General features: G+C 66.8%; 21 protein-coding genes and 1 other RNA gene. 3 read left to right on the plus strand and 19 right to left on the minus strand.

What is annotated here, in order from left to right; all coding sequences use genetic code 11:
* Positions 1-111: 111 nt before the first annotated feature.
* The 8 genes from der to ndk form a co-directional block, all read right to left on the minus strand.
* On the minus strand, positions 112-1,449 hold the full coding sequence (gene der, locus AC3WLY_RS31075) for a ribosome biogenesis GTPase Der (RefSeq protein ID WP_051983718.1): 1,338 nt from the start codon (positions 1,447-1,449) through the stop codon (positions 112-114).
* A 246-nt stretch (positions 1,450-1,695) separates the two neighbouring features.
* Positions 1,696-2,841: an outer membrane protein assembly factor BamB gene (gene bamB, locus AC3WLY_RS31080; RefSeq protein ID WP_175960903.1), complete on the minus strand. Its 1,146-nt coding sequence runs from the start codon at positions 2,839-2,841 to the stop codon at positions 1,696-1,698.
* Between the two features lie 41 nt (positions 2,842-2,882).
* Positions 2,883-3,512, minus strand: coding sequence for a tetratricopeptide repeat protein (locus AC3WLY_RS31085; RefSeq protein WP_152857461.1), 630 nt, complete (start codon positions 3,510-3,512; stop codon positions 2,883-2,885).
* 55 nt (positions 3,513-3,567) lie between these two features.
* Positions 3,568-4,908, minus strand: a complete 1,341-nt coding sequence (gene hisS / locus AC3WLY_RS31090; RefSeq protein ID WP_152857462.1) for a histidine--tRNA ligase — start codon at positions 4,906-4,908, stop codon at positions 3,568-3,570.
* A gap of 16 nt (positions 4,909-4,924) precedes the next feature.
* Positions 4,925-6,232: a flavodoxin-dependent (E)-4-hydroxy-3-methylbut-2-enyl-diphosphate synthase gene (gene ispG / locus AC3WLY_RS31095; RefSeq protein ID WP_072437264.1), complete on the minus strand. Its 1,308-nt coding sequence runs from the start codon at positions 6,230-6,232 to the stop codon at positions 4,925-4,927.
* A gap of 112 nt (positions 6,233-6,344) precedes the next feature.
* The gene (locus AC3WLY_RS31100; RefSeq protein ID WP_492308739.1) at positions 6,345-7,361 is read right to left on the minus strand and encodes a helix-turn-helix domain-containing protein; all 1,017 of its coding nucleotides are present in this window, start codon (positions 7,359-7,361) and stop codon (positions 6,345-6,347) included.
* Between the two features lie 179 nt (positions 7,362-7,540).
* Positions 7,541-8,680 carry a dual-specificity RNA methyltransferase RlmN gene (gene rlmN / locus AC3WLY_RS31105; RefSeq protein ID WP_034181281.1) on the minus strand — a complete coding sequence of 380 codons (1,140 nt, stop codon included), beginning with the start codon at positions 8,678-8,680 and terminating at the stop codon, positions 7,541-7,543.
* Between the two features lie 55 nt (positions 8,681-8,735).
* Entirely contained in the window at positions 8,736-9,161 is a 426-nt protein-coding gene (gene ndk / locus AC3WLY_RS31110; protein WP_006478674.1) for a nucleoside-diphosphate kinase, read from the minus strand.
* Positions 9,162-9,410: 249 nt separating this feature from the next.
* On the opposite strand from ndk, the gene AC3WLY_RS31115 reads away from it, so the two are divergent.
* Positions 9,411-10,109 carry a Bax inhibitor-1/YccA family protein gene (locus tag AC3WLY_RS31115; protein ID WP_006761414.1) on the plus strand — a complete coding sequence of 233 codons (699 nt, stop codon included), beginning with the start codon at positions 9,411-9,413 and terminating at the stop codon, positions 10,107-10,109.
* Positions 10,110-10,172: 63 nt separating this feature from the next.
* Here AC3WLY_RS31115 and rlmD read toward each other — a convergent pair whose 3' ends face one another.
* Positions 10,173-11,570, minus strand: a complete 1,398-nt coding sequence (rlmD, locus tag AC3WLY_RS31120) for a 23S rRNA (uracil(1939)-C(5))-methyltransferase RlmD (RefSeq protein ID WP_175960905.1) — start codon at positions 11,568-11,570, stop codon at positions 10,173-10,175.
* A 218-nt stretch (positions 11,571-11,788) separates the two neighbouring features.
* Here rlmD and AC3WLY_RS31125 point away from each other — a divergent pair, with 218 nt between their 5' ends.
* A complete protein-coding gene (locus AC3WLY_RS31125) occupies positions 11,789-12,643 on the plus strand; it encodes an endonuclease/exonuclease/phosphatase family protein (RefSeq protein ID WP_492308740.1) in 855 nt (284 codons plus the stop codon).
* Positions 12,644-12,658: 15 nt separating this feature from the next.
* Here the strand turns inward: AC3WLY_RS31125 and AC3WLY_RS31130 are convergent, their stop codons facing one another.
* The 10 genes from AC3WLY_RS31130 to ffs form a co-directional block, all read right to left on the minus strand.
* Entirely contained in the window at positions 12,659-13,435 is a 777-nt protein-coding gene (locus AC3WLY_RS31130; protein ID WP_034181277.1) for a 3'-5' exonuclease, read from the minus strand.
* A 3-nt stretch (positions 13,436-13,438) separates the two neighbouring features.
* Entirely contained in the window at positions 13,439-14,527 is a 1,089-nt protein-coding gene (gene rpoS, locus AC3WLY_RS31135) for an RNA polymerase sigma factor RpoS (protein WP_034181276.1), read from the minus strand.
* 11 nt (positions 14,528-14,538) lie between these two features.
* Positions 14,539-15,429, minus strand: coding sequence for a peptidoglycan DD-metalloendopeptidase family protein (locus tag AC3WLY_RS31140; protein ID WP_310141390.1), 891 nt, complete (start codon positions 15,427-15,429; stop codon positions 14,539-14,541).
* A 5-nt stretch (positions 15,430-15,434) separates the two neighbouring features.
* On the minus strand, positions 15,435-16,367 hold the full coding sequence (locus AC3WLY_RS31145; protein WP_175960909.1) for a protein-L-isoaspartate(D-aspartate) O-methyltransferase: 933 nt from the start codon (positions 16,365-16,367) through the stop codon (positions 15,435-15,437).
* Complete coding sequence (gene surE / locus AC3WLY_RS31150; RefSeq protein ID WP_072437226.1) at positions 16,364-17,125, minus strand: 5'/3'-nucleotidase SurE; 762 nt, start codon at positions 17,123-17,125, stop codon at positions 16,364-16,366. Before surE ends, AC3WLY_RS31145 begins: the two co-directional genes overlap by 4 nt.
* Before the next feature lie 106 nt (positions 17,126-17,231).
* Positions 17,232-18,437 (minus strand): CoA transferase, encoded by a 1,206-nt coding sequence (locus AC3WLY_RS31155; RefSeq protein ID WP_310141382.1) that lies wholly within the window; start codon positions 18,435-18,437, stop codon positions 17,232-17,234.
* Between the two features lie 48 nt (positions 18,438-18,485).
* Complete coding sequence (recR, locus tag AC3WLY_RS31160; protein ID WP_034181272.1) at positions 18,486-19,082, minus strand: recombination mediator RecR; 597 nt, start codon at positions 19,080-19,082, stop codon at positions 18,486-18,488.
* A 31-nt stretch (positions 19,083-19,113) separates the two neighbouring features.
* Positions 19,114-19,440 carry a YbaB/EbfC family nucleoid-associated protein gene (locus AC3WLY_RS31165; protein ID WP_006482124.1) on the minus strand — a complete coding sequence of 109 codons (327 nt, stop codon included), beginning with the start codon at positions 19,438-19,440 and terminating at the stop codon, positions 19,114-19,116.
* A 98-nt stretch (positions 19,441-19,538) separates the two neighbouring features.
* Entirely contained in the window at positions 19,539-21,896 is a 2,358-nt protein-coding gene (locus tag AC3WLY_RS31170) for a DNA polymerase III subunit gamma/tau (protein ID WP_492308741.1), read from the minus strand.
* A 127-nt stretch (positions 21,897-22,023) separates the two neighbouring features.
* Positions 22,024-22,122: signal recognition particle sRNA small type (gene ffs, locus AC3WLY_RS31175), an RNA gene on the minus strand.
* 390 nt (positions 22,123-22,512) lie between these two features.
* Here ffs and trxA point away from each other — a divergent pair.
* Positions 22,513-22,839, plus strand: coding sequence for a thioredoxin TrxA (gene trxA, locus AC3WLY_RS31180; RefSeq protein WP_006402348.1), 327 nt, complete (start codon positions 22,513-22,515; stop codon positions 22,837-22,839).
* Positions 22,840-22,998: the final 159 nt, after the last annotated feature.

Below are 22,998 nucleotides of genomic sequence, written 5' to 3' on the forward strand. Positions count from 1 at the left end.
TGGATTGGCGGGGAAGAAAAAGAGATCCGGCGCCAATCGCTACACTATAGCCGATTTTGCCTGCCCCGCCCGGGGCATAGGCCTTGCGGCCTATCCCTTGCGGGGCGTGCTTCAGCCCTTGTCCGCGTACGGATTGTTCGACGAACGGAACTCTATGCGCAATGGAGTCCCGGTCAGCGAGAAAGTTTCGCGGAACCGGTTTTCCAGGTAGCGCTTGTACGTTTCCGTCACGGCGTCGAGCGCGTTGCCGTGGATCACGATGATCGGCGGATTCTGGCCGCCCTGGTGCGCGTAGCGCAGCTTCGGACGCACCGGGCCGCGACGGCGCGGCTGCTGGAACTCGACGGCCTCGATCAGCGCGCGCGTGAGCTTCGGCGTCGGCAGCTTCGCCATCGCCGCCGCGTACGCGTCGTCTACCGAGCGCATCAGCGTGCCGATGCCCGTCTTCTTCGCGGCCGAAATGAAGTGCGATTTCGCGAAGTCGAGGAATTTCAGCTTGCGGGTCAAATCCGCTTTCGCGCGATCGCGCGCGTGCTCGTCGAGCCCGTCCCACTTGTTGACGCCGATCACGAGCGCGCGGCCCTGCTCGACGACGAAGCCGGCGATGTGCGCGTCCTGGTCGGAAATGTCCTGCTGCGCATCCAGCAGAAGAATGACGACATTTGCGTCGGAAATCGACTGCAGCGTCTTCACGACCGAGAACTTTTCGATCGCCTCGAACACCTTGCCGCGGCGCCGCAGGCCGGCCGTGTCGATCAGCGTGTATTTCTTGCCGTTGCGCTCGAAGTCGACGTAGATCGAATCGCGCGTGGTGCCCGGCATGTCGAACGCGATCACGCGGTCCTCGCCGATCAGCGCGTTCACGAGCGTCGACTTGCCGACGTTCGGCCGGCCGACGATCGCGATCTTGATGCCGCGCGACGGGTCGTTCTCGTCTTCCTCTTCGGGCTGGTCCCTGTATGCGACTTCCAGCGCCTCGTTGATCATGTCGGTCACGCCGTCGCCGTGCGCGGCCGAGATCGCGCGCGGGTCGCCGAGCCCGAGCTCGTAGAAGTCGGTCGCGACCGCCGTGTACTTCATCCCCTCGGCCTTGTTGACGACGAGGAAGATCGGCCGGCCGGTCTTGCGCAGGTAGTCGGCGATCGACTTGTCCTGCGGCGCGAGCCCGTTGCGGCCGTCGACGATGAACACGACGACGTCGGCCTCTTCAACCGCCTGCCGCGTCTGGCGCGCCATCTCGTGCAGGATGCCGTCCTTCGCGACGGGCTCGAAGCCGCCCGTATCGACGACCAGGTACGGCCGTTCGCCGACGCGCCCTTCGCCGTAATGGCGATCGCGCGTCAGGCCCGGCAGGTCGGCAACCAGCGCATCGCGCGAGCGCGTGAGCCGGTTGAACAGCGTGGATTTCCCCACATTGGGGCGCCCAACGAGGGCAATGACCGGTTTCATCTGTGTTTTCTACGGTGAAGCGCAGCAGCGGGAGGCCCGCTGCTGCGGGCGGCTGCGCTGAATGAAAATATCACGAATTCGCGCCGCGCCCGATGCGCGCGCCAGGCGCGCGTTGCGCGCCGTCGTCTTTCGTCTCAACTGCCTTTCAAATACCGAGCGGCCGGGAACACCGGCCGCCTTCATGTCGCGCGGCCAAGGCGCGCGGGACAAGCCCGTCGCACCGCGGCCGCGCATGTTTCCTGCGCGTCAGCGCGGACGGAACCCGTACAGGCCGCCGTCCTTCGTCTGCACGACGAGCGTATTGCCCGCGAGGACCGGTGCGGCCGTAATCGCGCTGCCATCGGTCTTCATGCGCGCGATGAAGCTGCCGTCTTCGCGCGACAGGAAGTGCACGACGCCCTGGTAGTCGCCCATCACGACCGCATGCCCGAGCAGGTACGGCACACCGACGTCGCGACTCTTGAGCTTGTCGTTGCGCCAGAGCTGATTGCCCGACGCCGCATCGTACGCCGTCACGACCGACCAGTCGTCGCCGCCGGCGACCACCGAATCGTCCTGTGCGAGGCCGCTGCGGCTCGAGAACGGCTTTTCCCACAGCGGGCGGCCCGAATTCGCATCGAAGCAGCCGAGCTGACCCTGGAACGTCACCGCGCAGGCTTCGGCACCAACGAGCGTCGGCGGACCGCTGACGTCGTTGATGCGCTCGACCTCGGTCACGCCCTTCGGGAACGACACGGGCGTCTGCCAGAACGGCTCGCCCGTCTGCAGGTTGATCGCGACGAGACCGCCGCCGGGGAAGCCCGCCAGCACCGCCGCGTCGCCCGCGAACGTCATGCCGGCCGACACGCGCAGGTTCAGCGGCACCGCACGGTTGCGGTAGTTCCACTTCTGTTCGCCCGTCTGCGCGTTGAAGGCGATCACCTGCCCGTCGATCGTGCGGACGACCACGAGGCCATTGCCGACGAGCGGCGGCGAGAAGATCTCGCCCTGCACGCTGGTCTTCCACAGTTGCTTGCCGTCCGGGCCCAGCACGAACACGCCGCCCTTCAGCGCACCGACCGCGGTCAGGTTACCGTCGCTGCCGACGCCGGCCGACAGGTCCGAATCGACCTTCGAGCGCCAGATCGTCTGGCCCGTCTTCGCGTCGATCTTCTCGACCGAACCGTTTTCGCCCGCCGCATAGACGGCGTCGCCCACGGCCACCGGCGAGAACAGGTAGCGTCCGCCCTTGCCGACGCTCGCCTTCCAGACCTGTTGCACGTCCATCACGGGCTTGAACTCGGTGAGCGGCGTCGGCACGCGGCGCGCATCCTTCGACGACGAGCAGGCCGCCAATGCCAGGACAGCCGCCGCGCAGGCAACGGGCACAGCGTAACGTTTCAGCAAATTCATCGGTTAGCGAAGCAGAGTTAAGAGGTTGAGGGGACCGGGGTTCAGCCGCCGAGCGCGTCCAGCTTGAACTGCACGAGCTGGCGCGCGGACTGGTCGTCCTTCGACAGGCCGTCGAGCGCCAGCTTGTAAGCGGCGCGCGCATCGTCGGTCTTGCCTTGCGCGGCAAGCAGATCGCCGCGGCGATCGGCCACGAGGCCCTTGAATGCATCGAGCGGCGTACCCGACAGCAGCGCGAGGCCCGCGTCGTACGCCTTCTCGTCGAGCAGCAGCGACGCGAGACGCAGCTTCGCGATCTGCTTGTACTCGTCGTCCTTGGCGTGATCGACGGCCCATTGCAGCTGCGTCTTCGCGCCTGCGGAGTCGCCGGCCGCGTACAGCACCTTCGCGGCCGCCAGCGCCGTCATCTGCGCATACGGCGTGCTGCCGAACTTGTCTTCCATGTCGGCGGCCGCGCGAGCCATCGTCGCCTTGTCGTTCGCGGCGGCGGCCTTCTGGACCTGCTCGTACAGCCCGGACGCCTCGGCAGCCTGACGGCGCTGCCAGTAGTTCCAGCCGTTGAAACCGGCCGCGACGACGAGCGCCGCCAGCACGATCCACGTGGTGAGGTTGCCCCAGCGGGCCCACCACGCCTTGACACTTTCAATCGATTCTTGTTCGTCGTGATAACTCATCGGCGAGCGATTCCTTCCTGTTCAGGCCTTTCTTGTCGAGCGATTGCCAGCGCGATCAGTCGTCGCCGTCTTCGGCGGATGCAACCATCGCATTGATTAGGAATTCGGTCAAGCTTTCGACCGGTACGGTCTGCTGAACGTTCTTTTCCCCGTCTTCGCCTGCACCGCGCAGCGCTTTCACGCCCACCGTGCCGTTCGCGACCTCTTCTTCGCCGAAGATCACCGCGAATGCCGCGCCGCTTGCATCGGCCCGCTTCATCTGCGACTTGAAGCTCGCCGGCGCGCCGTCGGCGCTGCAGTGGAAGATCACGTCGAGGCCCGTGTCGCGCAGGCGCTCGGCCGCGATGAACGCCTGTTCGCGGGCGGTCTCGCCCTGGTGCACGACGTACACGTCGACGCCTTCCTGCTCGGGCGCCAGATCCTCTTCCTTCAGCAGTTCGAGGATGCGCTCGATGCCCATCGCCCAGCCGCACGCGGCGGTCGGCTTGCCGCCGAGCTGCTCGATCAGCGGATCGTAGCGGCCGCCGGCCGCGACCGTGCCCTGCGCGCCGAGCTTGTCCGTCACCCACTCGAACACGGTCAGGTTGTAGTAGTCGAGGCCGCGCACGAGACGCGGGTTGATCTTGAACGGAATGTTGTTCGCGAGCAGCAGGCGCTGCAGCCCCTCGAAGTGCGCGCGCGATTCGTCGCCGAGGAAATCGATCAGCTTCGGCGCATTCTGCGCGATCTCCTGCAGCGCGGGATTCTTCGTGTCGAGCACGCGCAGCGGGTTCGTATACAGGCGGCGCTTCGCGTCCTCGTCGAGCACGTCGGCGAACTGCTCGAGGTACTTGATCAGTTCGACGCGGTGCGCGGCGCGCTCTTCGGCGAGGCCGAGCGAGTTGATCTCGAGCTTGATGCCGGTCAGGCCGAGGTCGTCCCACAGGCGCTGGCACATCATGATGATCTCGGCATCCGCATCGGGCCCCGCGAAGCCGAGCGCCTCGACGCCGACCTGGTGGAACTGGCGGTAGCGGCCGCGCTGCGGACGCTCGTGACGGAACATCGGGCCGATGTACCACAGGCGCTTCGGGCCGTCGTACAGCATGTTGTGCTCGATCGACGCGCGCACGACGGCCGCGGTGTTTTCCGGGCGCATCGTCAGGTTCTCGCCGTTCAGCGCGTCGGTGAAGCTGTACATCTCCTTCTCGACGATGTCGGTGACTTCGCCGATGCCGCGCGTGAAGAGCTGCGTGTGTTCGACGATCGGCGTGCGGATGTTCTGGTAGCCGTATGCGCGCAGCAGCGATTTCACGGTGGCCTCGAAAAATTCCCACAGGCCGGCATCCTGCGGAAGGATGTCGTTCATGCCCTTGACGCCGGTGAGTTTCTCGATCTTGCGTTTCTGTTCAGTCATCGTGTGTGTTGACGAATTAGTTCACTGCCGCGTCGGCGCGGCCATAGTTGCGTGCGACGTAGTCGCTGACGATCTGCTGGAATTCCTCGGCGATCCGCTCGCCGCGCAGCGTCTTGACCTTCTCGCCGTCGATGAAGACGGGCGCGGCCGGGTTTTCGCCCGAACCCGGCAGGCTGATGCCGATGTTCGCGTGCTTCGATTCGCCCGGGCCGTTGACGATGCAGCCCATCACCGCGACGTTCATCTTCTCGACGCCCGGGTACTCCTTGCGCCAGACCGGCATCTGCTCGCGCAGGTAGGTCTGGATCTGCATCGCGAGTTCCTGGAACAGCGTGCTCGTCGTACGGCCGCAGCCCGGGCACGCGATCACCATCGGCGCGAACGAGCGCAGGCCCATCGTCTGGAGGATTTCCTGGCCGACGATCACCTCGCCCGTGCGCGACGCGCCCGGTTCCGGCGTCAGCGAGATGCGGATCGTGTCGCCGATCCCTTCCTGCAGCAGCACGCCGAGCGCGGCCGTCGATGCGACGATGCCCTTCGAGCCCATGCCTGCCTCGGTCAGCCCGAGATGCAGCGCGAAGCCGCAGCGGCGGCCGAGTTCGCGGTACACGGCAATCAGGTCCTGCACGCCGCTGACCTTGCACGACAGCACGATGCGATCGCGGCCGAGACCCAGCTCGACTGCGCGCTCGGCCGAGCCGATCGCCGACTGGATCAGCGCCTCGTACATCACGCTTTGCGCGTCCCACGGCTGCGAACGCGCGCCGTTCTCGTCCATCATGCGCGCGAGCAGGTCCTGGTCGAGACTGCCCCAGTTCACGCCGATCCGCACCGGCTTGTCGTACTTGGCCGCGGCCTCGATCATCTGCGCGAACTGCGTATCGCGCTTCGCGCCCTGACCGACGTTGCCGGGGTTGATCCGGTACTTCGACAGCGACTCCGCGCAGCCCGGGTAGTCGCGCAGCAGCAGGTGGCCGTTGTAGTGGAAATCGCCGACGAGCGGCACGGTCACGCCCATCCGGTCGAGCTGCTCGCGGATCGCCGGCACGGCGGCCGCGGCCTCCGGCGTGTTCACCGTGATGCGCACCAGCTCGGAGCCCGCGTTCGCGAGTTCCTTGATCTGGATCGCGGTGCCGATCGCGTCGGCCGTGTCGGTATTCGTCATCGACTGCACGCGCACCGGCGCGGCGCCGCCGATCGTCACGAGCTGCCCGCCCCAGCGGACATCCACCGCATGCGACACGCGGCGCGGCTGATGCCCGCCGAACACCGGCTCGGTTGAACAAATCTGACTGCTGCGTGGGGATTGAGCTTCGGATTGCATCGATAGATCCATTTACGCGGAATGCGCCGCAACGCGGCGCATGAATTGAAAAAGCGCCGTGTCCTCACGGCCTGCCGATATCGACGACAGGCCTTCGCCACGGCGCTTGACGTCAGGGCAACGTGAACCGCGCCACATTACCCCGCGCTGCCGAATATTTTGCCGGATCGACAGGTTTTCCGTCGAACGCAACCGCGTCGAGGCCTGCCTTGTTGCCGATCGTGACCTTGAACGGCCCGTCGCCGGCGACCTGCTTCGTCTCGCCGGCCCGCACCAGTGCCGAGAACAGCTCCTTGCCGTTCTTGTCGCGCACGCTGAACCAGCAATCCTGCTTGACCTTCAGTTCCACCATCGACTGGCCTGCCGCGACCACGACGCTCGCCGGCTCGGCCGGCGTAGCGGCACTCGCGGCCGTCGTTGCCACGACGGGCTGCGATGCAGCCGCCGCGACCGGGGCCACGGGCGCCGGGACAGCAGACGCAATCGCCTGTGCCGGGGCGGCAGATGCAGCGGCCGGGGCCGGAACCTCATTAGCGGCTACGGCCGACGCGCCGCTCGCAGCCGCCTCTTCGACGGAAGACGACGATGCCGCCGACGCGCTCGCAGCCGACGCATGTTCCGCGTCGCCGCCCTTGAAGCGCGCGAGCAGGCTCGACGAATCGCCGCCAGTGTGCCACATCAGTACGGCAACCACTGCGACGACGACGATCGCCGTTCCCCACAGCCACGGGTGGTGGTGCGACGAGCCGCCCAGCGGAATCGACACTCGGCCGCGCGGCAGATCCGTCCCCGACGATGCGGGCATCGACAGATCGACTTCCGGCACCCCGCGCTCGCGACGCAGCGCCTGCGCGAACGGTTCCGGATCGACGCCGAGCATCTTCGCGTAGCTGCGCACGACACCGAGCGCGAACGTCACGCCAGGCAAATGACTGATGTCGCCGGCCTCGAGCGCCCGAAGCTTCTGCGGTGCGACCTTGAGCCGCGCCGATACGTCGTCGACCGTCCAGCCCTTCGTCTCCCGAAGCTGCGCCAGCCGGCTGCCGACCGCCGACAGCGATTCCAGTCCCGCCGGTGCCGGTTTTGCGGCATTCGTCTCTGCGCCGTTAGTCGGCTGCGGCTCACTCATCCTTGTCCTCGCGTCGATTCTTCTTCACTGGCGGCCGCCGCCGGCTCCCCGCCGGCCGGCACCCGCAACTGTTCATACCATGCGCGGCGCCGTGGCGCCGCGACCGATCGCTATTCGCGTGTTGTACCGCCAAGAGGTTCGGGCATCCTCGGCTAGGCACCCCCAGCTTAGGCGCCCCGTCAAACCGCCCGAACTTCGATGATTTTTGCTGCTGCGCCCGTTCGTTCCGCGAGGCGCGTGCGGTCCTTCACCGCGCCGGCCAGCTGGCCGCACGCGGCATCGATATCGTCGCCGCGCGTCTTTCGCACGGTCGTGACGACACCCGCGTCGATGAGGACCTGTGCAAAACGCTTGATCTGCTCCGGCTTCGAGCGGATGAGGCCCGATTCCGGAAACGGATTGAACGGGATCAGATTGAACTTGCACGGCACGTCACGCGTGACGGCCAGCAGTTCGCGCGCATGCGCTTCGGTGTCGTTGACGCCGTCGAGCATGCAGTATTCGAACGTAATGAAATCGCGCGGCGCGACTTTCAGATAACGCTGGCACGCGGCCATCAGCTCGCGAAGCGGATACTTCTTGTTGAGCGGCACCAGCTCGTCGCGCAGCGCATCGTTCGGCGCGTGCAGCGAAACGGCCAGCGCGACCGGCAGCTCGGCGCCGAGGCGGTCCATCATCGGCACCACGCCGGACGTCGACAGCGTGACGCGGCGGCGCGACAGGCCGTACGCGTTGTCGTCGAGCATCAGCCGCATCGCGGGCACGACCGCGCTGTAATTCAGGAGCGGCTCGCCCATGCCCATCATCACCACGTTGGTGACGACCCGTTCGGCCTTGCCGTTCGGGCCGGGCGCGCGGCCCAGCGACGCTCGCAATGCAAATTCGGCCATCCGCAGCTGGCCAATGATTTCGGCTGTCGACAGGTTGCGGGAAAAGCCCTGCTTGCCCGTCGAACAGAAGCGGCAGTTGACCGCGCACCCGGCCTGCGACGACACGCACAGCGTGCCGCGCGTCTCTTCCGGGATGAACACGGTTTCGACCGCATTGCCGTTTCCGACGTCGATCAGCCACTTGCGCGTGCCGTCGGTGGAAACGTGATCGCTGGCGATATCCGGCATCACGATCGACGCGCGGCCCTTGAGTTTCTCCCTCAGGGACTTCGCGAGATCGGTCATGCCGTCGAAATCGCCGGCGTTGTACTGATGGATCCAGCGCTGCAACTGCTTGGCGCGGAACGGCTTCTCGCCGAGGCTGCCGCAGTACGCGACAAGACCCTCGGCATCGAAGTCGAGAAGATTGACGGAAGTTTCGCTCGTCATGATGTGCTGCCTTGCCGCGTGCGCTGAATCCTGCCTACCTGCTGCCAGCCAGAGCTTAACGCGAGTAAACGTTCATTTCCGGGAAGAAGAACGCGATTTCGACAGCAGCCGTTTCAGCTGCGTCCGAGCCGTGCACGGCGTTCGCGTCGATGCTGTCGGCGAAGTCGGCGCGGATCGTGCCCTTTTCCGCCTTCTTCGGATCCGTTGCGCCCATCAGGTCGCGGTTCTTCAGGATCGCGCCTTCACCTTCCAGAACCTGGATCATCACCGGGCCCGAGATCATGAAATCGACGAGATCCTTGAAGAACGGACGCGCTGCGTGAACCGCGTAGAACTTCTCTGCGTCAGCACGCGACAGGTGCGCCATGCGCGATGCGACGATCTTCAGGCCGGCGCCTTCGAAACGGCTGTAGATCTGGCCGATCACGTTCTTTGCCACCGCATCCGGCTTGATGATCGACAGGGTGCGCTCGATTGCCATAAAAACTCCAAGAAATTAAGAAGTTACAGGTTCAAATGAATCCGCTATTGTAGCACGATCCCGTGTATCATTGCGATTGAACCCTTACACACGTGAAAGGTTCCGAATCCATATGTTTCGCGCCGCGCAGCCATTGAAACCTCGCGGCGCGGAACGTATCTTAGCCATAGCTGCTCCGGTTTGCTGCGCCGCACACCGCGCGCGCCGAACCGGCCCCGGACGCCCACGCGTTCCATGTTAGGAGAAACCATGAACGACTATCCGTACAATTTCGGTCGCGGCGGTTCCGTCAGCACCGCCGAGGTTCGCAACCGCGTGCTGCGGAACACGTACTGGCTGCTCGCGCTATCGATGGTGCCGACCGTGCTGGGCGCCTGGGTCGGCGTCGCGACGGGCTTCTCGCTGTTCGCGGCCACGAGCCCGATGATGAGCCTGCTCGCGTTCTTCGCGATCGCGTTCGGCTTCATGTTCGCGATCGAGCGGACGAAGAACAGCGCGGCCGGCGTGTTCGTGCTGCTCGGCTTCACGTTCTTCATGGGCCTGATGCTGTCGCGGCTGTTGAGCTTCATCCTCGGTTTCTCGAACGGCCCGTCGCTGATCATGCTTGCGTTCGGCGGCACCGGCATCATCTTCGCCGCGATGGCGACGATCGCCACCGTCAGCAAGCGCGATTTCTCGGGGCTCGGCAAATGGCTGTTCATGGGCGTGATCGTGATCCTGCTCGCGTCGGTCGCGAACATCTTCCTGCAGTTGCCGGCACTGATGCTCACCGTGTCGGTGCTCGCGATCGCGATCTTCTCGGCGTACATGCTGTTCGACGTCCAGCGCGTCGTGAACGGCGGCGAGACGAACTACATCTCGGCGACGCTCGCGATCTACCTCGACCTGTACAACGTGTTCACGAATCTGCTCGCGCTGCTCGGCATCTTCGGCGGCAACCGCAACTGACGTTCGCCACGCACCATGAAAAAACCGGCCCGAGGGCCGGTTTTTTTACGTCCACCGCCCGGCTCAGTCGCGCTCGAACAGCGCGATCGATTCGACGTGCGACGTATTCGGGAACATGTTCACGACACCGGCGCCCTTCAGCCGGTAGCCGGCCTCGTGCACGAGCAGGCCCGCGTCGCGCGCAAGCGTCGACGGGTTGCACGACACGTAGACGATCCGCTTCGGCAGCGGGCCTTCGCCGCTTTGCGCAATCTCGGCCAGCGCCTTCGACACCGCGAGCGCGCCTTCGCGCGGCGGATCGATCAGGAACTTGTCGAATGCGCCGAGCGCGCGGATGTCGTCGCCCGTCACTTCGAACAGGTTCCGGCACGCGAACGTCGTATGGCCGTCGACACCGTTCTCGCGCGCATTCGCGAGCGCGCGCGTCGTCAGCGTTTCGCTGCCCTCGATGCCCATCACCTCGCGCGACAGGCGCGCGAGCGGCAGCGTGAAGTTGCCGATCCCGCAGAACAGGTCGAGCACGCGGTCGTCGCGCGACGGCGCGAGCAGGCGCAGCGCGCGGCCCACCAGCACGCGGTTGATCTGATGGTTGACCTGCGTGAAGTCGGTCGGCTTGAACGGCATGCGGATGCCGAACTCCGGCAGCGTGTAGTCGAGCGACACGTCGAGCGGATAGAACGGCGTCACCGTGTCGGGGCCCTTCGGCTGCAGCCAGAACTGCACCTTGTGCTCGTCCGCGAACGCGCGCAGCAACGCTTCGTCGTCCGCGTTGATCGGCTCCAGCACGCGCAGCACGAGCGCCGTGACCTCCGAGCCGACCGCGAGCTCGATCTGCGGCATCCGATCGCGGATCGACAGCCCCTCGACGAGCCGGCGCAGCGGCACGAGCATCGCCGACACGTGCGGCGGCAGCACCTCGCAGCTCGTCATGTCGGCAACGTAGCTGCTCTTCTTCTCGTGGAACCCTACCAGCACGCCGCCCTTCTTCGCCACGTTGCGCACAGTCAGGCGCGCCCGGTAGCGATAACCCCACGACGGGCCGTGGATCGGCGCGAACATCGTTTCCGCACGCAGCTTCGCCAGGTGCCACAGGTTGTCTTCGAGCACGCGCTGCTTGACCGCCACCTGCGCGCGCATGTCGAGATGCTGCATCGAGCAGCCGCCGCAGGTGCCGAAGAACTTGCATTTCGGCTGCGTGCGCATCACGCTCGGGCGCAGAATATCGACAACCGTCGCCTGCTCGTAGCTCGGCTTGCGGCGGTAGCTCGAATAGGTCACGCGCTCGCCGGGCAGCGCGCCCTCGACGAAGATGACCTTGCCCGGCTCGCCGCCCTCGGTCATCGTGCGGCCGACACCGCGCGCTTCCATGTCGAGCGATTCGATCTCGAGAACCGGGGCGATCCCGGGCGCGACGGGCGCATTTTTCGATTTGCGCGCAGAAGTGGGGACGGCTTCGGACACCAGCTTTTCCTGACAAACGTTGAAGAAGGCGAGATTGTAGACGACGAAGGCCCGCATCGGCCGCTTTGCATCGGGCAAGCGCCGACACTTAAGCATAGACGGCCACGCATTGCGCCGGGACGGCCCGGCGAATAGCCCAGGAACGCCCGCAGCCGGCGGGATGCGAACCAGTCAGGAGAGGCCGGGAACCAGAGATCCGCCCGACAGGAGATTCGACCATGCAACTGATCGACTGGAACATCCAATGGGGTCGGGACGCCAACGGCGTTGTCGACCTTTCGCGCACCGTCGCGGCGATCCGCCGGCTCGGCGATTTCGACGTGCTGTGCCTGCAGGAAGTCACGCGCGGCTTCGGCGCACTGCCCGGCAGGCCCGGCCCCGACCAGTTCGTCGAACTCGCGGCACTGCTGCCCGGCTATACGATCGTCGAAGCCATCGGCGCGGACCTGCCGGCCCTCGAACCGGGCGTACCGCGCCGCCAGTTCGGTAATGCGATCGCGACCCGGCTGCCGGTCGGGCGCGTGCTGCGCCAGTTACTGCCGTGGCCGGCCGACGCCGGCGCGCCGTCGATGCCGCGCATCGCGCTCGACGTCGAGCTGCACGCGCCGTTCGGCCCGCTGCGCGTGGTTACCACGCACCTCGAATACTATTCGGCGCGCCAGCGGCTTGCGCAGGTCGACGCGCTGCGCGCCCGGCATCGCGAGGCCTGCGCGCACGCGGAACGGCCCGCGCCCGCCGAAACTGCCGAGGGACCGTTCAGCGCGACCGGCCAGCCGCGCGATGCGATCGTCTGCGGCGATTTCAACAGCGCGTTCGGCAGCGATGCGTACCGGCGCTTCCTGGAGCCGATCGCCGACGCCCCGCGCTTCGTCGACGCATGGGTCGCGCGGCATCCCGGCAGCACGCCGCCGCCGACAGCCGGCGTCTACGATACGGTGCAATGGTCGGAGGGGCCGCTCGCGTGCGACTTCGTGTTCGTGACGGATACGCTGCTGCCGCGCGTCATGCGCTGCGAGATCGACGGCGACGTGCGCGCGTCGGATCACCAGCCGGCGCTGCTCGAACTCGCTTGATCGCGCCCGCCCGCGCTACGCGGCGAAGCCGGCCAGGTATTCGGCCCAGTGCGACGCCGGTTCCTGCGCGAGCGCGTTCTTCACGAGCAGGATCTCGTCCGCATACTCGCTCTGCGTCAGGCCGCCGCGCATCAACTGGAACCGGCAATACAGCAGGTACGTATTGACGACGTCGGTCTCGCAATAATTACGAATTTCCTCGATCCGCCCGTCCTGGAACGCCGGCCACACCTGGCTGCCGTCCATCCCGAGCTTGCCCGGAAAGCCGCACATCTTCGCGAGCGCGTCGAGCGGCGCGTTCGCGCGCGCCTGATACATCGCGAGCACATCCATCAGGTCGGTATGCCGCGAGTGATAGCGCGAGATGTAGTTGTTCCACTTGAACTCGCGGTCGTCCTCGCCGAGATCCCAATAGCGGGTCGCGGGGATACCGTGCACGAGCGCGCGGTAATGGAGCACCGGAAGATCGAAGCCGCCGCCGTTCCACGACACGAGCTGCGGCGTGTATTTCTCGATCACGCGGTAAAACGACTGGATCAGCGTCGCTTCGTTGTCCTGCGGCGTGCCGAGCGAGCGGACGCGAAAGCCGTTGTTGTCGCGGAACACGCACGAGATCGCCGCGATACGCTGCAGGTGATGCGGCAGGAAATCGCCGCCGGTCTTCTCGCGCCGTGCGGCGAACGCATGTTCGGCCACCGCGGCATCGTCGAGCGTCGCGGGCAGGTCTTCCAGACGGCGAATGCCGTCGACATCGGGAATCGTCTCGATGTCAAAAACAAGAATCGGAGTCATCGGTTACAGAACGGCGTCCTTGCGCACGCCGTTGGAGGCGAAAAACCGCTTGAGGCGCACCAGCGCTTCCTGCTGGATCTGCCGCACGCGCTCGCGCGTGAGCCCCATCTCGTCGGCGAGCTCTTCGAGCGTCGCCGGTTCAATGTGGTTCAGGCCGAAGCGGCGCTCGATCACATGCCGATGCTTGTCGGACAGCCGCGACAGCCACGCGCGCGTCAGCGTCTCGAGCTCGCGGTGCTGCACCTCGGCGTCGGGCGACTGGCTCTGGTCGTCGGGCAGCAGGTCGAGCAGGCTGCTCGCGGGATCGAGGTCGAGCGGTGCGTCGAGCGACGCCGTGTGCTCGTTGAGCGCGAGGATGTCGGTGACTTCCTCGGCGGTCTTGCCGGTGAGATAGGCGATGTCGTCGATGCTGGCTTCGCGGCGCTCGGCCGCCTCGCCCGTCGACATCGAATTCTTTTCGAGGTGGCGCTTCGCGCGCAGCACCTGGTTCAGTTCGCGGATCACGTGCACGGGCAGGCGCACCGTGCGGGCCTGGTTCATGATCGCCCGCTCGATGCTCTGCCGGATCCACCAGGTCGCATAGGTCGAGAAGCGGAAACCGCGCGTCGGGTCGAATTTCTCGATCGCGTGCATCAGGCCGAGGTTGCCCTCCTCGATCAGGTCGAGCAGCGGCACGCCGCGGTTCAGATACCCCTTGGCGATGCTGACGACGAGACGCAGGTTGCGCTCGATCATCACCTGCCGCGCCTCGAATTCGCCAGCCTTGGCGAGCCGGGAATAGCGCTGCTCTTCCTCGACGGTCAGCAGCGGCTTCACGCTGATGCGGTTCAGGTAATGCTGGATCGTGTCGGCCGTGAGCTCGGCCTGCAGCAGCGTGCGGAAATCGTCGACGTCGGGCGCGGCTTCCGCGCGGCCTTCGCGCTCGTCGTCGCCACCGTCCGCCTCGGCGTCGCGTGCCTCGAGATCTCGTTCGTTTTCCGCGACGTCGTCGTCATCGTCCGTCGAAGCGCCAGCTCGCCCCGCCGATGCTTGCGTGGCACGACTGATCTTCTCAGACTCGGCTTGCGGCTCGTGGCGCTTCGATTTCGGCATGGTCGTCTCGGTTATTGAGGCGGCAAATACTTCAGCGGATCGACAGGCTTACCCTGCCGGCGAACCTCGAAATGCAGCATCACGCGGTCGGCATCGCTGTTACCCATCTCGGCGATCTTCTGCCCCTTCGTTACCGCGTCCCCCTCTTTTACCATCAAAGCGCGATTGTGTGCATACGCCGTGAGGTAAGTTGCATCGTGTTTGATGATAATGAGGTTGCCGTAGCCACGCAGGCCGTTGCCCGAATAGACGACGCGGCCGTCGGCCGCCGCCTTCACGGCCTCGCCGGCCGTGCCGCCGATGTTGACACCCTTGTTCTTCGCGTCGTCGAACCCGTTCAGCACGGGGCCGCGCGCGGGCCACGCGAACGTCACGGGGCCGCTCGGGGCCGCCGCCGTGTCGCTCGACCCGGTGGCCGCAGCCGGCGGCGTTGCGAGCGTGGACGACGTGCCGGCGGCCGGCGTCGCGGGACCGCTGCTGAGCGGCGCAGTCGCAACGGCGGCGCCCGCGATCGGAGCGGCGGCCGGTGCGCCCGCAACCGCGCCAGCGCCGCCCGGCGGCGCAACGCGCAGTAACTGGTCGACTTCGATCTGGTTCGGGTTCGTCAGGTTGTTCCACGACGCGATGTCGCGATAGTTCTGCCCGTTCTCGAGCGCGATCCGGTACAGCGTGTCGCCCGGCTTCACCCGGTAGTAACCAGGCGGCGGCGGCCCGAGCGGCACCGCGGGCTGCGCGGCGGCCGTCGTGCCGAGCGACCCGGAGCGGTCGACGACGGGCGCGTTGTCGAGCCGCGTCGCACAGGCGGCCAGTAGCGTGGAGAACGCAGCCACACAGATCGCGCGCTGGGCGAACGTGAGCGGTTCCCTGGATCGGTTGTTTTGCATCGCGCGCAACATACTCATCGGTTTCAAATCACTCCGGATTTTAAAGGGACAAAGAAAACGCGATCAAGCCGGGACTCTCGCCATTGCGCGTGCGCGACGCGCTCGACGAGCGTGAGCACCTGGTGCTGCCCGCTCTGCGCGCCGACCGGCGCGACGAGCCGCCCGCCGATCGCAAGCTGCTCGAGCAGCGCCTGCGGCACGTCGAGCCCCGCCGCCGCGATCACGATCGCGTCGAACGGGGCCGCGGACGGCAGGCCGACACGCCCGTCGCCGTAGTGCAGACGGATGTTCGGCACGCGCAGCGGGCGCAGGTTCAGCTTCGCGCGCTCGTAGAGCGGCTTGATGCGTTCAATCGAATACACGTCGCGTGCCACGTGGCTCAACACGGCTGCCTGGTAGCCGCAGCCCGTGCCGATCTCGAGGACGCGCTCGAGCGTGCGGCCGGCCATCGCGAGCTCGATCATGCGCGCGACGACCGACGGCTTTGAAATTGTTTGCTGATGGCCGATCGGCAACGCCGAATCTTCATAGGCCTGCGTCGCAAGCCCAGGATCCACGAACATGTGGCGCGGCACCGCGGCCATCGCCTCCAGCACGCGCGCGTCGGTCACGCCGTTCGCGCGCAGCCGTTCGACCATCCGCTCGCGCACACGTTCCGACGTGAGCGCGAACGCGCCGGCCGGCGCGACGCTCGGCGCGGCCGGCTTCGGCAGCGCAGGCTTCAACGCGGTCGGCTTCGGCGCGGTCGCAGGCTTCGCGGCGGCGGAACCGGACAGCGGCGCCCGGCCGGCAGCCGGCTTTACCGCAACCGGTTTCAGCACGGCCGCGGGCTTGTCGGTGGCCTTCGGCGCCGCGACCGCCGCATGGCGTTCACCGGCCCGACCTTCCGATTTGCGTGGCGCTCGCTTGAGATCTTCGAGCGCGAGCGGGAACCGCTTCGCGCGCTCGCCGCTCATGAAGCCCGCCCTCCGGCGCGCGCCCATTCGCGCGTCGCGGGCAGCATCTGCGTATGCGTGAGGTCGAGCTGCAGCGGCGTGATCGAAACGAAACCGTTTGCGACGGCGTGGAAATCGGTGCCCTCGCTCGCGTCCAGCGCCGCGCCCGCCGCCCCGATCCAGTAGACCGGCTCGCCGCGCGGGTCGGTCTGGCGAATCACCGGCTGCGACGGATGACGCTTGCCGAGGCGCGTGACCTTCCAGCCCTTCAGTTCGTCGTAAGGCAGGTTCGGAATATTGACGTTCAGCAGCGGCTGGCCCGGCAGCGGATTCGCGAGGAAGTGCTCGACGATTTCCGCGGCGACACGCGCGGCGTCCGCCAGATGGGTCCAGCCCTTGTCGGCCAGCGAGAATGCGATGGCGGGAACGCCGAACATGATGCCTTCGGTGGCCGCTGCAACTGTCCCCGAATAGAGCGTGTCTTCGCCCATGTTCTGGCCGTTGTTGATCCCCGACACGACGAGGTCAGGCTTCGCGTCGGCCATCCCCGTCAACGCGACGTGCACCGAATCGGTCGGCGTGCCGTTCACGTAGAAGAAACCCGTACCCGTCGCGCGCTGCACCGACAGCGGCCGCCACAACGTGAGGGAATTCGATGCGCCGCTGCAGTTCTGCTCGGGCGCGATCACCGTGAGTTCGGCCAGCGGCTGCAGCGCTTCGCTGAGCGCGGCGAGACCGGGGGCGAGATAGCCGTCGTCGTTGCTGAGTAGGATTCGCATCCGGCGATTGTAACCGAGGAAAGATGGCGCGAGAGCGACAGTCCGGCGGCCGCGGACGGGCGATTGCGCACGGTGCGCCGCCGCATCGAGCGGCGGCGTTCTGCGCTCAGATCGCGCCCGCGTCGCGCAGTGCGGCAATCGCCTGCGCGTCGTAGCCGAGGCCGCGCAGCACCTCGTCCGTATGCTCGCCGAGCTCGGGCCCGAGCCAGCGCGTTTCGCCCGGCGTGTCCGACAGCTTCGGCGTGATGTTCGGCAGCGGAATATCGGTGCCGTCGGCGAGCTTGAAGCGCTGGATCATCTGCCGCGCGACGAACTGCGGATCGGTGAACATGTCCGCGGCACTGTAGATGCGCCCGGCCGGCACGTCGGCCGCGTTGAGCACGACGAGCGCATCGTCGATCGTGCGCGGCGCGAGCCACTCGGCAATCGCGTCGTCGATTTCCTGCGTACGCGGCACGCGCCCGTCGTTGCGCGCGAGCGCGGGATCGTCGGCGAGGTCGTCGCGCTCGATCGCCTTCATCAGCCGCTTGAAGATCGGGTCGCTGTTGCCGCCGATCACGATGCTGCCGTCGCGGCACGCATAGGTATTAGACGGAACGATGCCCGGCAGCGACGCGCCGGTGCGCTCGCGCACCATCCCGTACACGCCGTATTCGGGCACGACGCTTTCCATCATGTTGAATACGGCTTCATACAGTGCAACGTCGACCACCTGCCCCGCGCCGCCGTTGACCTTGCGGTGATGGAGCGCCATCAGCGCGCCGATCACGCCGTGCAGCGCGGCGATCGAATCGCCGATCGAGATGCCGATGCGCGGCGGCGGCAGGTCGGGATAGCCGGTGATGTGGCGCAGCCCGCCCATCGATTCGGCGATCGCGCCGAAGCCGGGCCGGTCGCGGTACGGGCCCGTCTGCCCGTAGCCGGACAGGCGCACCATCACGAGGCCCGGGTTGTCGGCCGACAGCACGTCGTAACCGAGCCCGAGCTTTTCGAGCAGGCCCGGACGGAAGTTCTCGATCACGATGTCGGCCTCGCTCGCGAGCTGCCGCGCGACCGCCTTGCCGGCATCGGATTTCAGGTTGAGCGTGACCGATTTCTTGTTGCGCGCCTGGACGGACCACCACAGCGACGTGCCGCCCTGCTCCGGATGGAGCTTGCGCCACTTGCGCAGCGGGTCGCCGCCGTTCGGATCCTCGATCTTGATCACTTCCGCGCCGAATTCGGCGAACAGCCGCGACGCGAACGGCCCCGCGATCAGCGTTCCGAATTCGAGCACTTTGACGCCCGCGAGCGGGCCCTGGCTGGTGCTCATGTGTCTCCCTGGCATGAGGAACGGCGCCGCCGGCAGGCGGCGCCCGGCTTACATCGTGCGGCGGTCGAGCATCGCGCGGGCGATGGTGCCCGCGTCGACGTATTCGAGCTCGCCACCCACCGGCACGCCGCGCGCGAGGCGCGTGACCGCCAGGCCGCGCGCCTTCAGCGTCTGGCCGAGGTAGTGTGCGGTAGCTTCGCCCTCGTTCGTGAAGTTGGTCGCGAGCACGACTTCCTTCACGATTCCGTCGGACGCGCGCCGCACGAGGCGGTCGAAATGGATTTCCTTCGGACCGATCCCGTCGAGCGGGCTCAGTCGCCCCATCAGCACGAAATACAGCCCGCGGTAAGTCATCGTCTGCTCGAGCATGATCTGGTCGGCAGGCGTCTCGACGACGCACAGCAGCGTCGGATCACGCTCTTCGTCGCTGCAGACCTCGCAGATCTGCGCTTCGGTGAACGTGTTGCACTTCTCGCAGTGCTGCAGGTGCTCGGTCGCGAACAGCAGCGACCGGCCGAGCCGCTCCGCGCCCTCGCGGTCGTGCTGCATCAGGTGGACCGCCATGCGCTGCGCGGATTTCGGCCCGACGCCGGGCAGCACGCGTAGTGCTTCGACGAGAGCGGACAGGGCGGACGGCTGTTTCATACGGCGGCAAACAGTGGCAAGGACGCCGCGCTCAGAACGGCAGCTTGAAGCCCGGGGGCAGCGGCAGGCCCGACGTCATGCCGCTCATCTTTTCCTGCGACGTCGCTTCTGCCTTGCGCACTGCGTCGTTGAACGCAGCCGCGACGAGATCCTCGAGCATGTCCTTGTCGTCCGCGAGCAGGCTCGGGTCGATCGACACGCGACGCACTTCGTTGCGGCACGTCATCGTCACCTTGACGAGGCCCGCCCCCGACTGCCCTTCGACTTCGATCAGCGCAAGCTGCTCCTGCATCTTCTTCATGTTTTCCTGCATTTGCTGCGCTTGCTTCATCAGTCCGGCGAGGTTGCCTTTCAACATGGGAATACTCCTTCTTTCTTGATCGTGTGAAAACCGGCACGCCGAGCGTGCCGGCCAGTGTGTGCGGGCGTGATTGTGCCTGTCGCGGTGCGGTCAGTTCAATGCAGCGTCGGCGGCGGGCCGTCCGGCGCCGAATCGGCGAGCGGACGCACCGAGCCCTCGACGATGCGCGCACCGAAGTCGTGCACGAGCTGCTGGACGAACGGGTCGCCATGAATCTCCTGCTCGGCCTCGCGCTGGCGAGCCGCGCGCGCGGCCGCGTCGAGCGCCGCCGCCGTGCGTCGTGCAGGCCCGACCTCGACCGCCACTTCGACCGGCTTGCCGAGCGCATCGGCCAGCGTGGCCTTCAGCTTCGCGACCTGCGCGGCGTCCGCGTACTGCGGCACCGGCACGGAAAGTTTCAATGTCGTCGCATCGACGGCCGTCAGTTCGCTGTTGAACGCGAGTTGGTATGCGACGCCCTTGAGCGGCAGCCGCGCGGCCAGCGCCGGCCATTCGCCGTCGAAACCGACCGGATCAAGCGCGATCGCGGGCGGCAACGGACGCGTGTCGACCGGCGCGGCCGGACGCGCTTCCGCCAGTTGCGGCGCCACGCGCACATCGTCGGGACCGCTGTCGAACACGGGGACGAAGCCATCGTCGGGCCCGCCGAACATCTCGTCGGCGCTGAGCGGCACGTAGTCGTCCGGCGGGATGTCCTCCCACGGCGGCGAAGCCTGGCGCGAATCGGCCGCCTGCGGCGCACGGGCGGCAGCGCGCGGCGTCGGCACCTGCACGGCAGGACGCGGCGCGGCCGGCTTCTCGGCGGCCGGCTGGACCGCCGGCTTCGGGGCGGCGCCTGCCCGCGCACGGTCGGACGACACACGCATCCCCGCGTTGCGCAGCACGTCGAGCGCGGCGGCGGCACCACCTGCGCGCGATGCCGGACGCGCGGCGGGCTCGGGCGGCGCAGCACGCGGCACCGGTTCGGCCGGCGCAGCCGGTTCGTCGTTTCGTTGCGCAACGGCGGCAGCGGCAGGCGGCTCGGGTTCCTTGCGGGCCGGTGGCGGCATATCGCCGGCCGGCGCCGCATTCGCTTCCGGCTGCGGCGCCTCGACAATTTGTGCATCAACCGGAGCCGGCGCGGATGCCTGAGCTGCAGCCGGCTTCACGGCCGGCCGGCTCGCTTCGGCGCCGGACTGCGCCGGCGCTGAACGCACGACCGGCGCGACCGGCGCAACGGGGGCAGCCGGCGCGGCAGCCTGTGGACGCACTGCGTCGGCGGCGGCAGCCAATACCGGCTTCGCCGCAGCGGCCGAAGCCGCGGCAGCGCGCGGGCCCGGCACTGCACGCGGCACGGACGGCTGGCCGCCCGGCGCACTGCCGGCGGCAACGGCCGGCTCGAACGCGAGCATCCGCAGCAGCGTCATCGTGAAACCGGCGTACTCGTCCGGCGCGAGGCCGAGCTCCGCGCGGCCGACCGTCGCGATCTGATAGAACAACTGCACCTGCTCGGGGCTCAGCGTCTCCGCGAAGCGGCGCAGATCGGCCGCTTCCGGCCATTCGTCGAGCACCGAGCCCGGCGCGAACTGCGCCCATGCGATCCGGTGCAGCAGGCTCGCGAGATCCTGCAGCGCGGTCGAGAACGACAGGCTGCGCAGCGACATCTCGTCGGCGATCGCGAGGATTTCCGGGCCGCCGCCGGCCGCGAGCGCGTCGAGCAGGCGCACCATGTAAGTCTGGTCGAGCGCGCCGAGCATGCCCGACACGGCCGACTCGGTCACCTCGTTCGCCGAATAGGCGATCGCCTGGTCGGTGAGCGACAGCGCGTCGCGCATGCTGCCCTGCGCGGCACGCGCGAGCAGGCGCAGCGCCTGCGGCTCGAACGTGATCCGCTCTTCGCCGAGGATCCGTTCGAGATGCGACACGATGTGCCCGGCCGGCATCTGCTTCAGGTTGAACTGCAGGCAGCGCGACAGCACGGTGACGGGAATTTTCTGCGGATCGGTCGTCGCGAGGATGAACTTGACGTGCGGCGGCGGCTCTTCGAGCGTCTTCAGCATCGCGTTGAACGCGTGGTTCGTCAGCATGTGCACTTCGTCGATCATGTAGACCTTGAAGCGCGCATCGACAGGCGCGTACACCGCGCGCTCGAGCAGCGCGGCCATTTCGTCGACGCCGCGGTTGCTCGCGGCATCCATCTCCACGTAATCGACGAAACGCCCCTCGTCGATCTCGCGACAGGCACGGCACACGCCGCACGGCTGCGACGTGACGCCGGTTTCACAGTTGAGTGCCTTCGCGAAGATCCGCGACAGCGTCGTCTTGCCGACACCGCGGGTTCCGGTAAACAGATAGGCGTGATGGAGACGCCCGCCGTCGAGCGCGTGCGTGAGCGCCCTGACGACGTGCTCCTGGCCGACGAGCGAAGCGAAATCCTTCGGACGCCACTTGCGTGCGAGAACTTGATAGGTCATCGGGAAATTGTATCAGTAACGCTGCGTTGCGCCGACACGCGAAACGGTGCGAAAGACGGGCAAAGTGCAGGTAAAACGGACTGTGACGCGGAAATAAAAAACGCCCTGCGAACGGGGCGAGAAGGAAGGTGACGAGCCCGACCCTCGGCACTGGCGGAAAACGATTGTGGCTGCTTCGTTCCCGACCTGACCAGGTTCACCGCCCCACCATGCGAGGAGGCCCGTCACGGCATATTCTATCACCGCTTGCGGATGAATGCGACCGTTTGTTCGCACCAATGCGAACAACCCTGCCAGCCGGCGCGTGTCCGGCGCCCCGAATCGCTACATATATGCCACCCCCTTGTAATTCGCGAGCCGGCCTCCACCTGCGGGGCACAACGGTCGAACGTCGCGTCGTACCCCTACTCGCGTAGCGGCTACTATCGCTGCCCGCAGCAGATAGCAATTTAGGCTAATATGACGCCCGAACGACCCGCGAGCCGCGGCATGCAGCGCTTACGCCCCCTCCTTTCCGGGAGCGGAGTGACCTGCCGCAGCGGCCGGCAGCCTACGGCGGCCGGTACGCCGCAACGCGCAAGCAGGCAGTCCCCGAACCGTAAGAGGTATTGACCCAATGAGCGAACAGATCAAACACATCAGCGACGCATCGTTCGAACAGGACGTCGTCAAGTCCGACAAGCCCGTGCTCGTCGATTTCTGGGCCGAATGGTGCGGCCCGTGCAAAATGATCGCCCCGATCCTCGACGAAGTCGCGAAGGACTACGGCGACAAGCTGCAGATCGCGAAGATCAACGTCGACGACAACCAGGCCACGCCCGCGAAGTTCGGCGTGCGCGGCATCCCGACGCTGATCCTGTTCAAGAACGGCGCGGCCGCCGCGCAGAAGGTCGGCGCGCTGTCGAAGTCGCAGCTCACCGCATTCCTGGACAGCCACCTGTAATACCGGCAGTTCCGCGGACGTGTTGTCAACCGGCAACACGTCCGTCGTCAAGCCGCCGATCGGCCGCTCAAGCGCGAATCGGCCTATGCTAGAATTAAAAAACGTCTACAAGACGCATTTAAGTCTCTGAGCGCTTCCGCTCGCCCTCCTCCCTTATTT

This window comes from Burkholderia sp. FW306-1C-G01B, assembly GCF_058781685.1.

Excerpts from the sequence above, each read along its gene's own strand:
- AC3WLY_RS31125 (WP_492308740.1), top strand. The coding sequence starts at position 11,789 with ATGCAACTGATCGACTGGAACATCCAATGGGGTCGGGACGCCAACGGC.
- AC3WLY_RS31100 (WP_492308739.1), bottom strand. The coding sequence starts at position 7,361 with ATGAGTGAGCCGCAGCCGACTAACGGCGCAGAGACGAATGCCGCAAAA.
- bamB (WP_175960903.1), bottom strand. The coding sequence starts at position 2,841 with ATGAATTTGCTGAAACGTTACGCTGTGCCCGTTGCCTGCGCGGCGGCT.
- rlmN (WP_034181281.1), bottom strand. The coding sequence starts at position 8,680 with ATGACGAGCGAAACTTCCGTCAATCTTCTCGACTTCGATGCCGAGGGT.
- ispG (WP_072437264.1), bottom strand. The coding sequence starts at position 6,232 with ATGCAATCCGAAGCTCAATCCCCACGCAGCAGTCAGATTTGTTCAACC.
- hisS (WP_152857462.1), bottom strand. The coding sequence starts at position 4,908 with ATGACTGAACAGAAACGCAAGATCGAGAAACTCACCGGCGTCAAGGGC.
- ndk (WP_006478674.1), bottom strand. The coding sequence starts at position 9,161 with ATGGCAATCGAGCGCACCCTGTCGATCATCAAGCCGGATGCGGTGGCA.
- recR (WP_034181272.1), bottom strand. The coding sequence starts at position 19,082 with ATGAAACAGCCGTCCGCCCTGTCCGCTCTCGTCGAAGCACTACGCGTG.
- AC3WLY_RS31165 (WP_006482124.1), bottom strand. The coding sequence starts at position 19,440 with ATGTTGAAAGGCAACCTCGCCGGACTGATGAAGCAAGCGCAGCAAATG.
- AC3WLY_RS31170 (WP_492308741.1), bottom strand. The coding sequence starts at position 21,896 with ATGACCTATCAAGTTCTCGCACGCAAGTGGCGTCCGAAGGATTTCGCT.
- AC3WLY_RS31130 (WP_034181277.1), bottom strand. The coding sequence starts at position 13,435 with ATGACTCCGATTCTTGTTTTTGACATCGAGACGATTCCCGATGTCGAC.
- der (WP_051983718.1), bottom strand. The coding sequence starts at position 1,449 with ATGAAACCGGTCATTGCCCTCGTTGGGCGCCCCAATGTGGGGAAATCC.
- AC3WLY_RS31140 (WP_310141390.1), bottom strand. The coding sequence starts at position 15,429 with ATGAGTATGTTGCGCGCGATGCAAAACAACCGATCCAGGGAACCGCTC.
- AC3WLY_RS31155 (WP_310141382.1), bottom strand. The coding sequence starts at position 18,437 with ATGAGCACCAGCCAGGGCCCGCTCGCGGGCGTCAAAGTGCTCGAATTC.
- rpoS (WP_034181276.1), bottom strand. The coding sequence starts at position 14,527 with ATGCCGAAATCGAAGCGCCACGAGCCGCAAGCCGAGTCTGAGAAGATC.
- surE (WP_072437226.1), bottom strand. The coding sequence starts at position 17,125 with ATGCGAATCCTACTCAGCAACGACGACGGCTATCTCGCCCCCGGTCTC.
- trxA (WP_006402348.1), top strand. The coding sequence starts at position 22,513 with ATGAGCGAACAGATCAAACACATCAGCGACGCATCGTTCGAACAGGAC.
- AC3WLY_RS31085 (WP_152857461.1), bottom strand. The coding sequence starts at position 3,512 with ATGAGTTATCACGACGAACAAGAATCGATTGAAAGTGTCAAGGCGTGG.
- AC3WLY_RS31145 (WP_175960909.1), bottom strand. The coding sequence starts at position 16,367 with ATGAGCGGCGAGCGCGCGAAGCGGTTCCCGCTCGCGCTCGAAGATCTC.
- AC3WLY_RS31115 (WP_006761414.1), top strand. The coding sequence starts at position 9,411 with ATGAACGACTATCCGTACAATTTCGGTCGCGGCGGTTCCGTCAGCACC.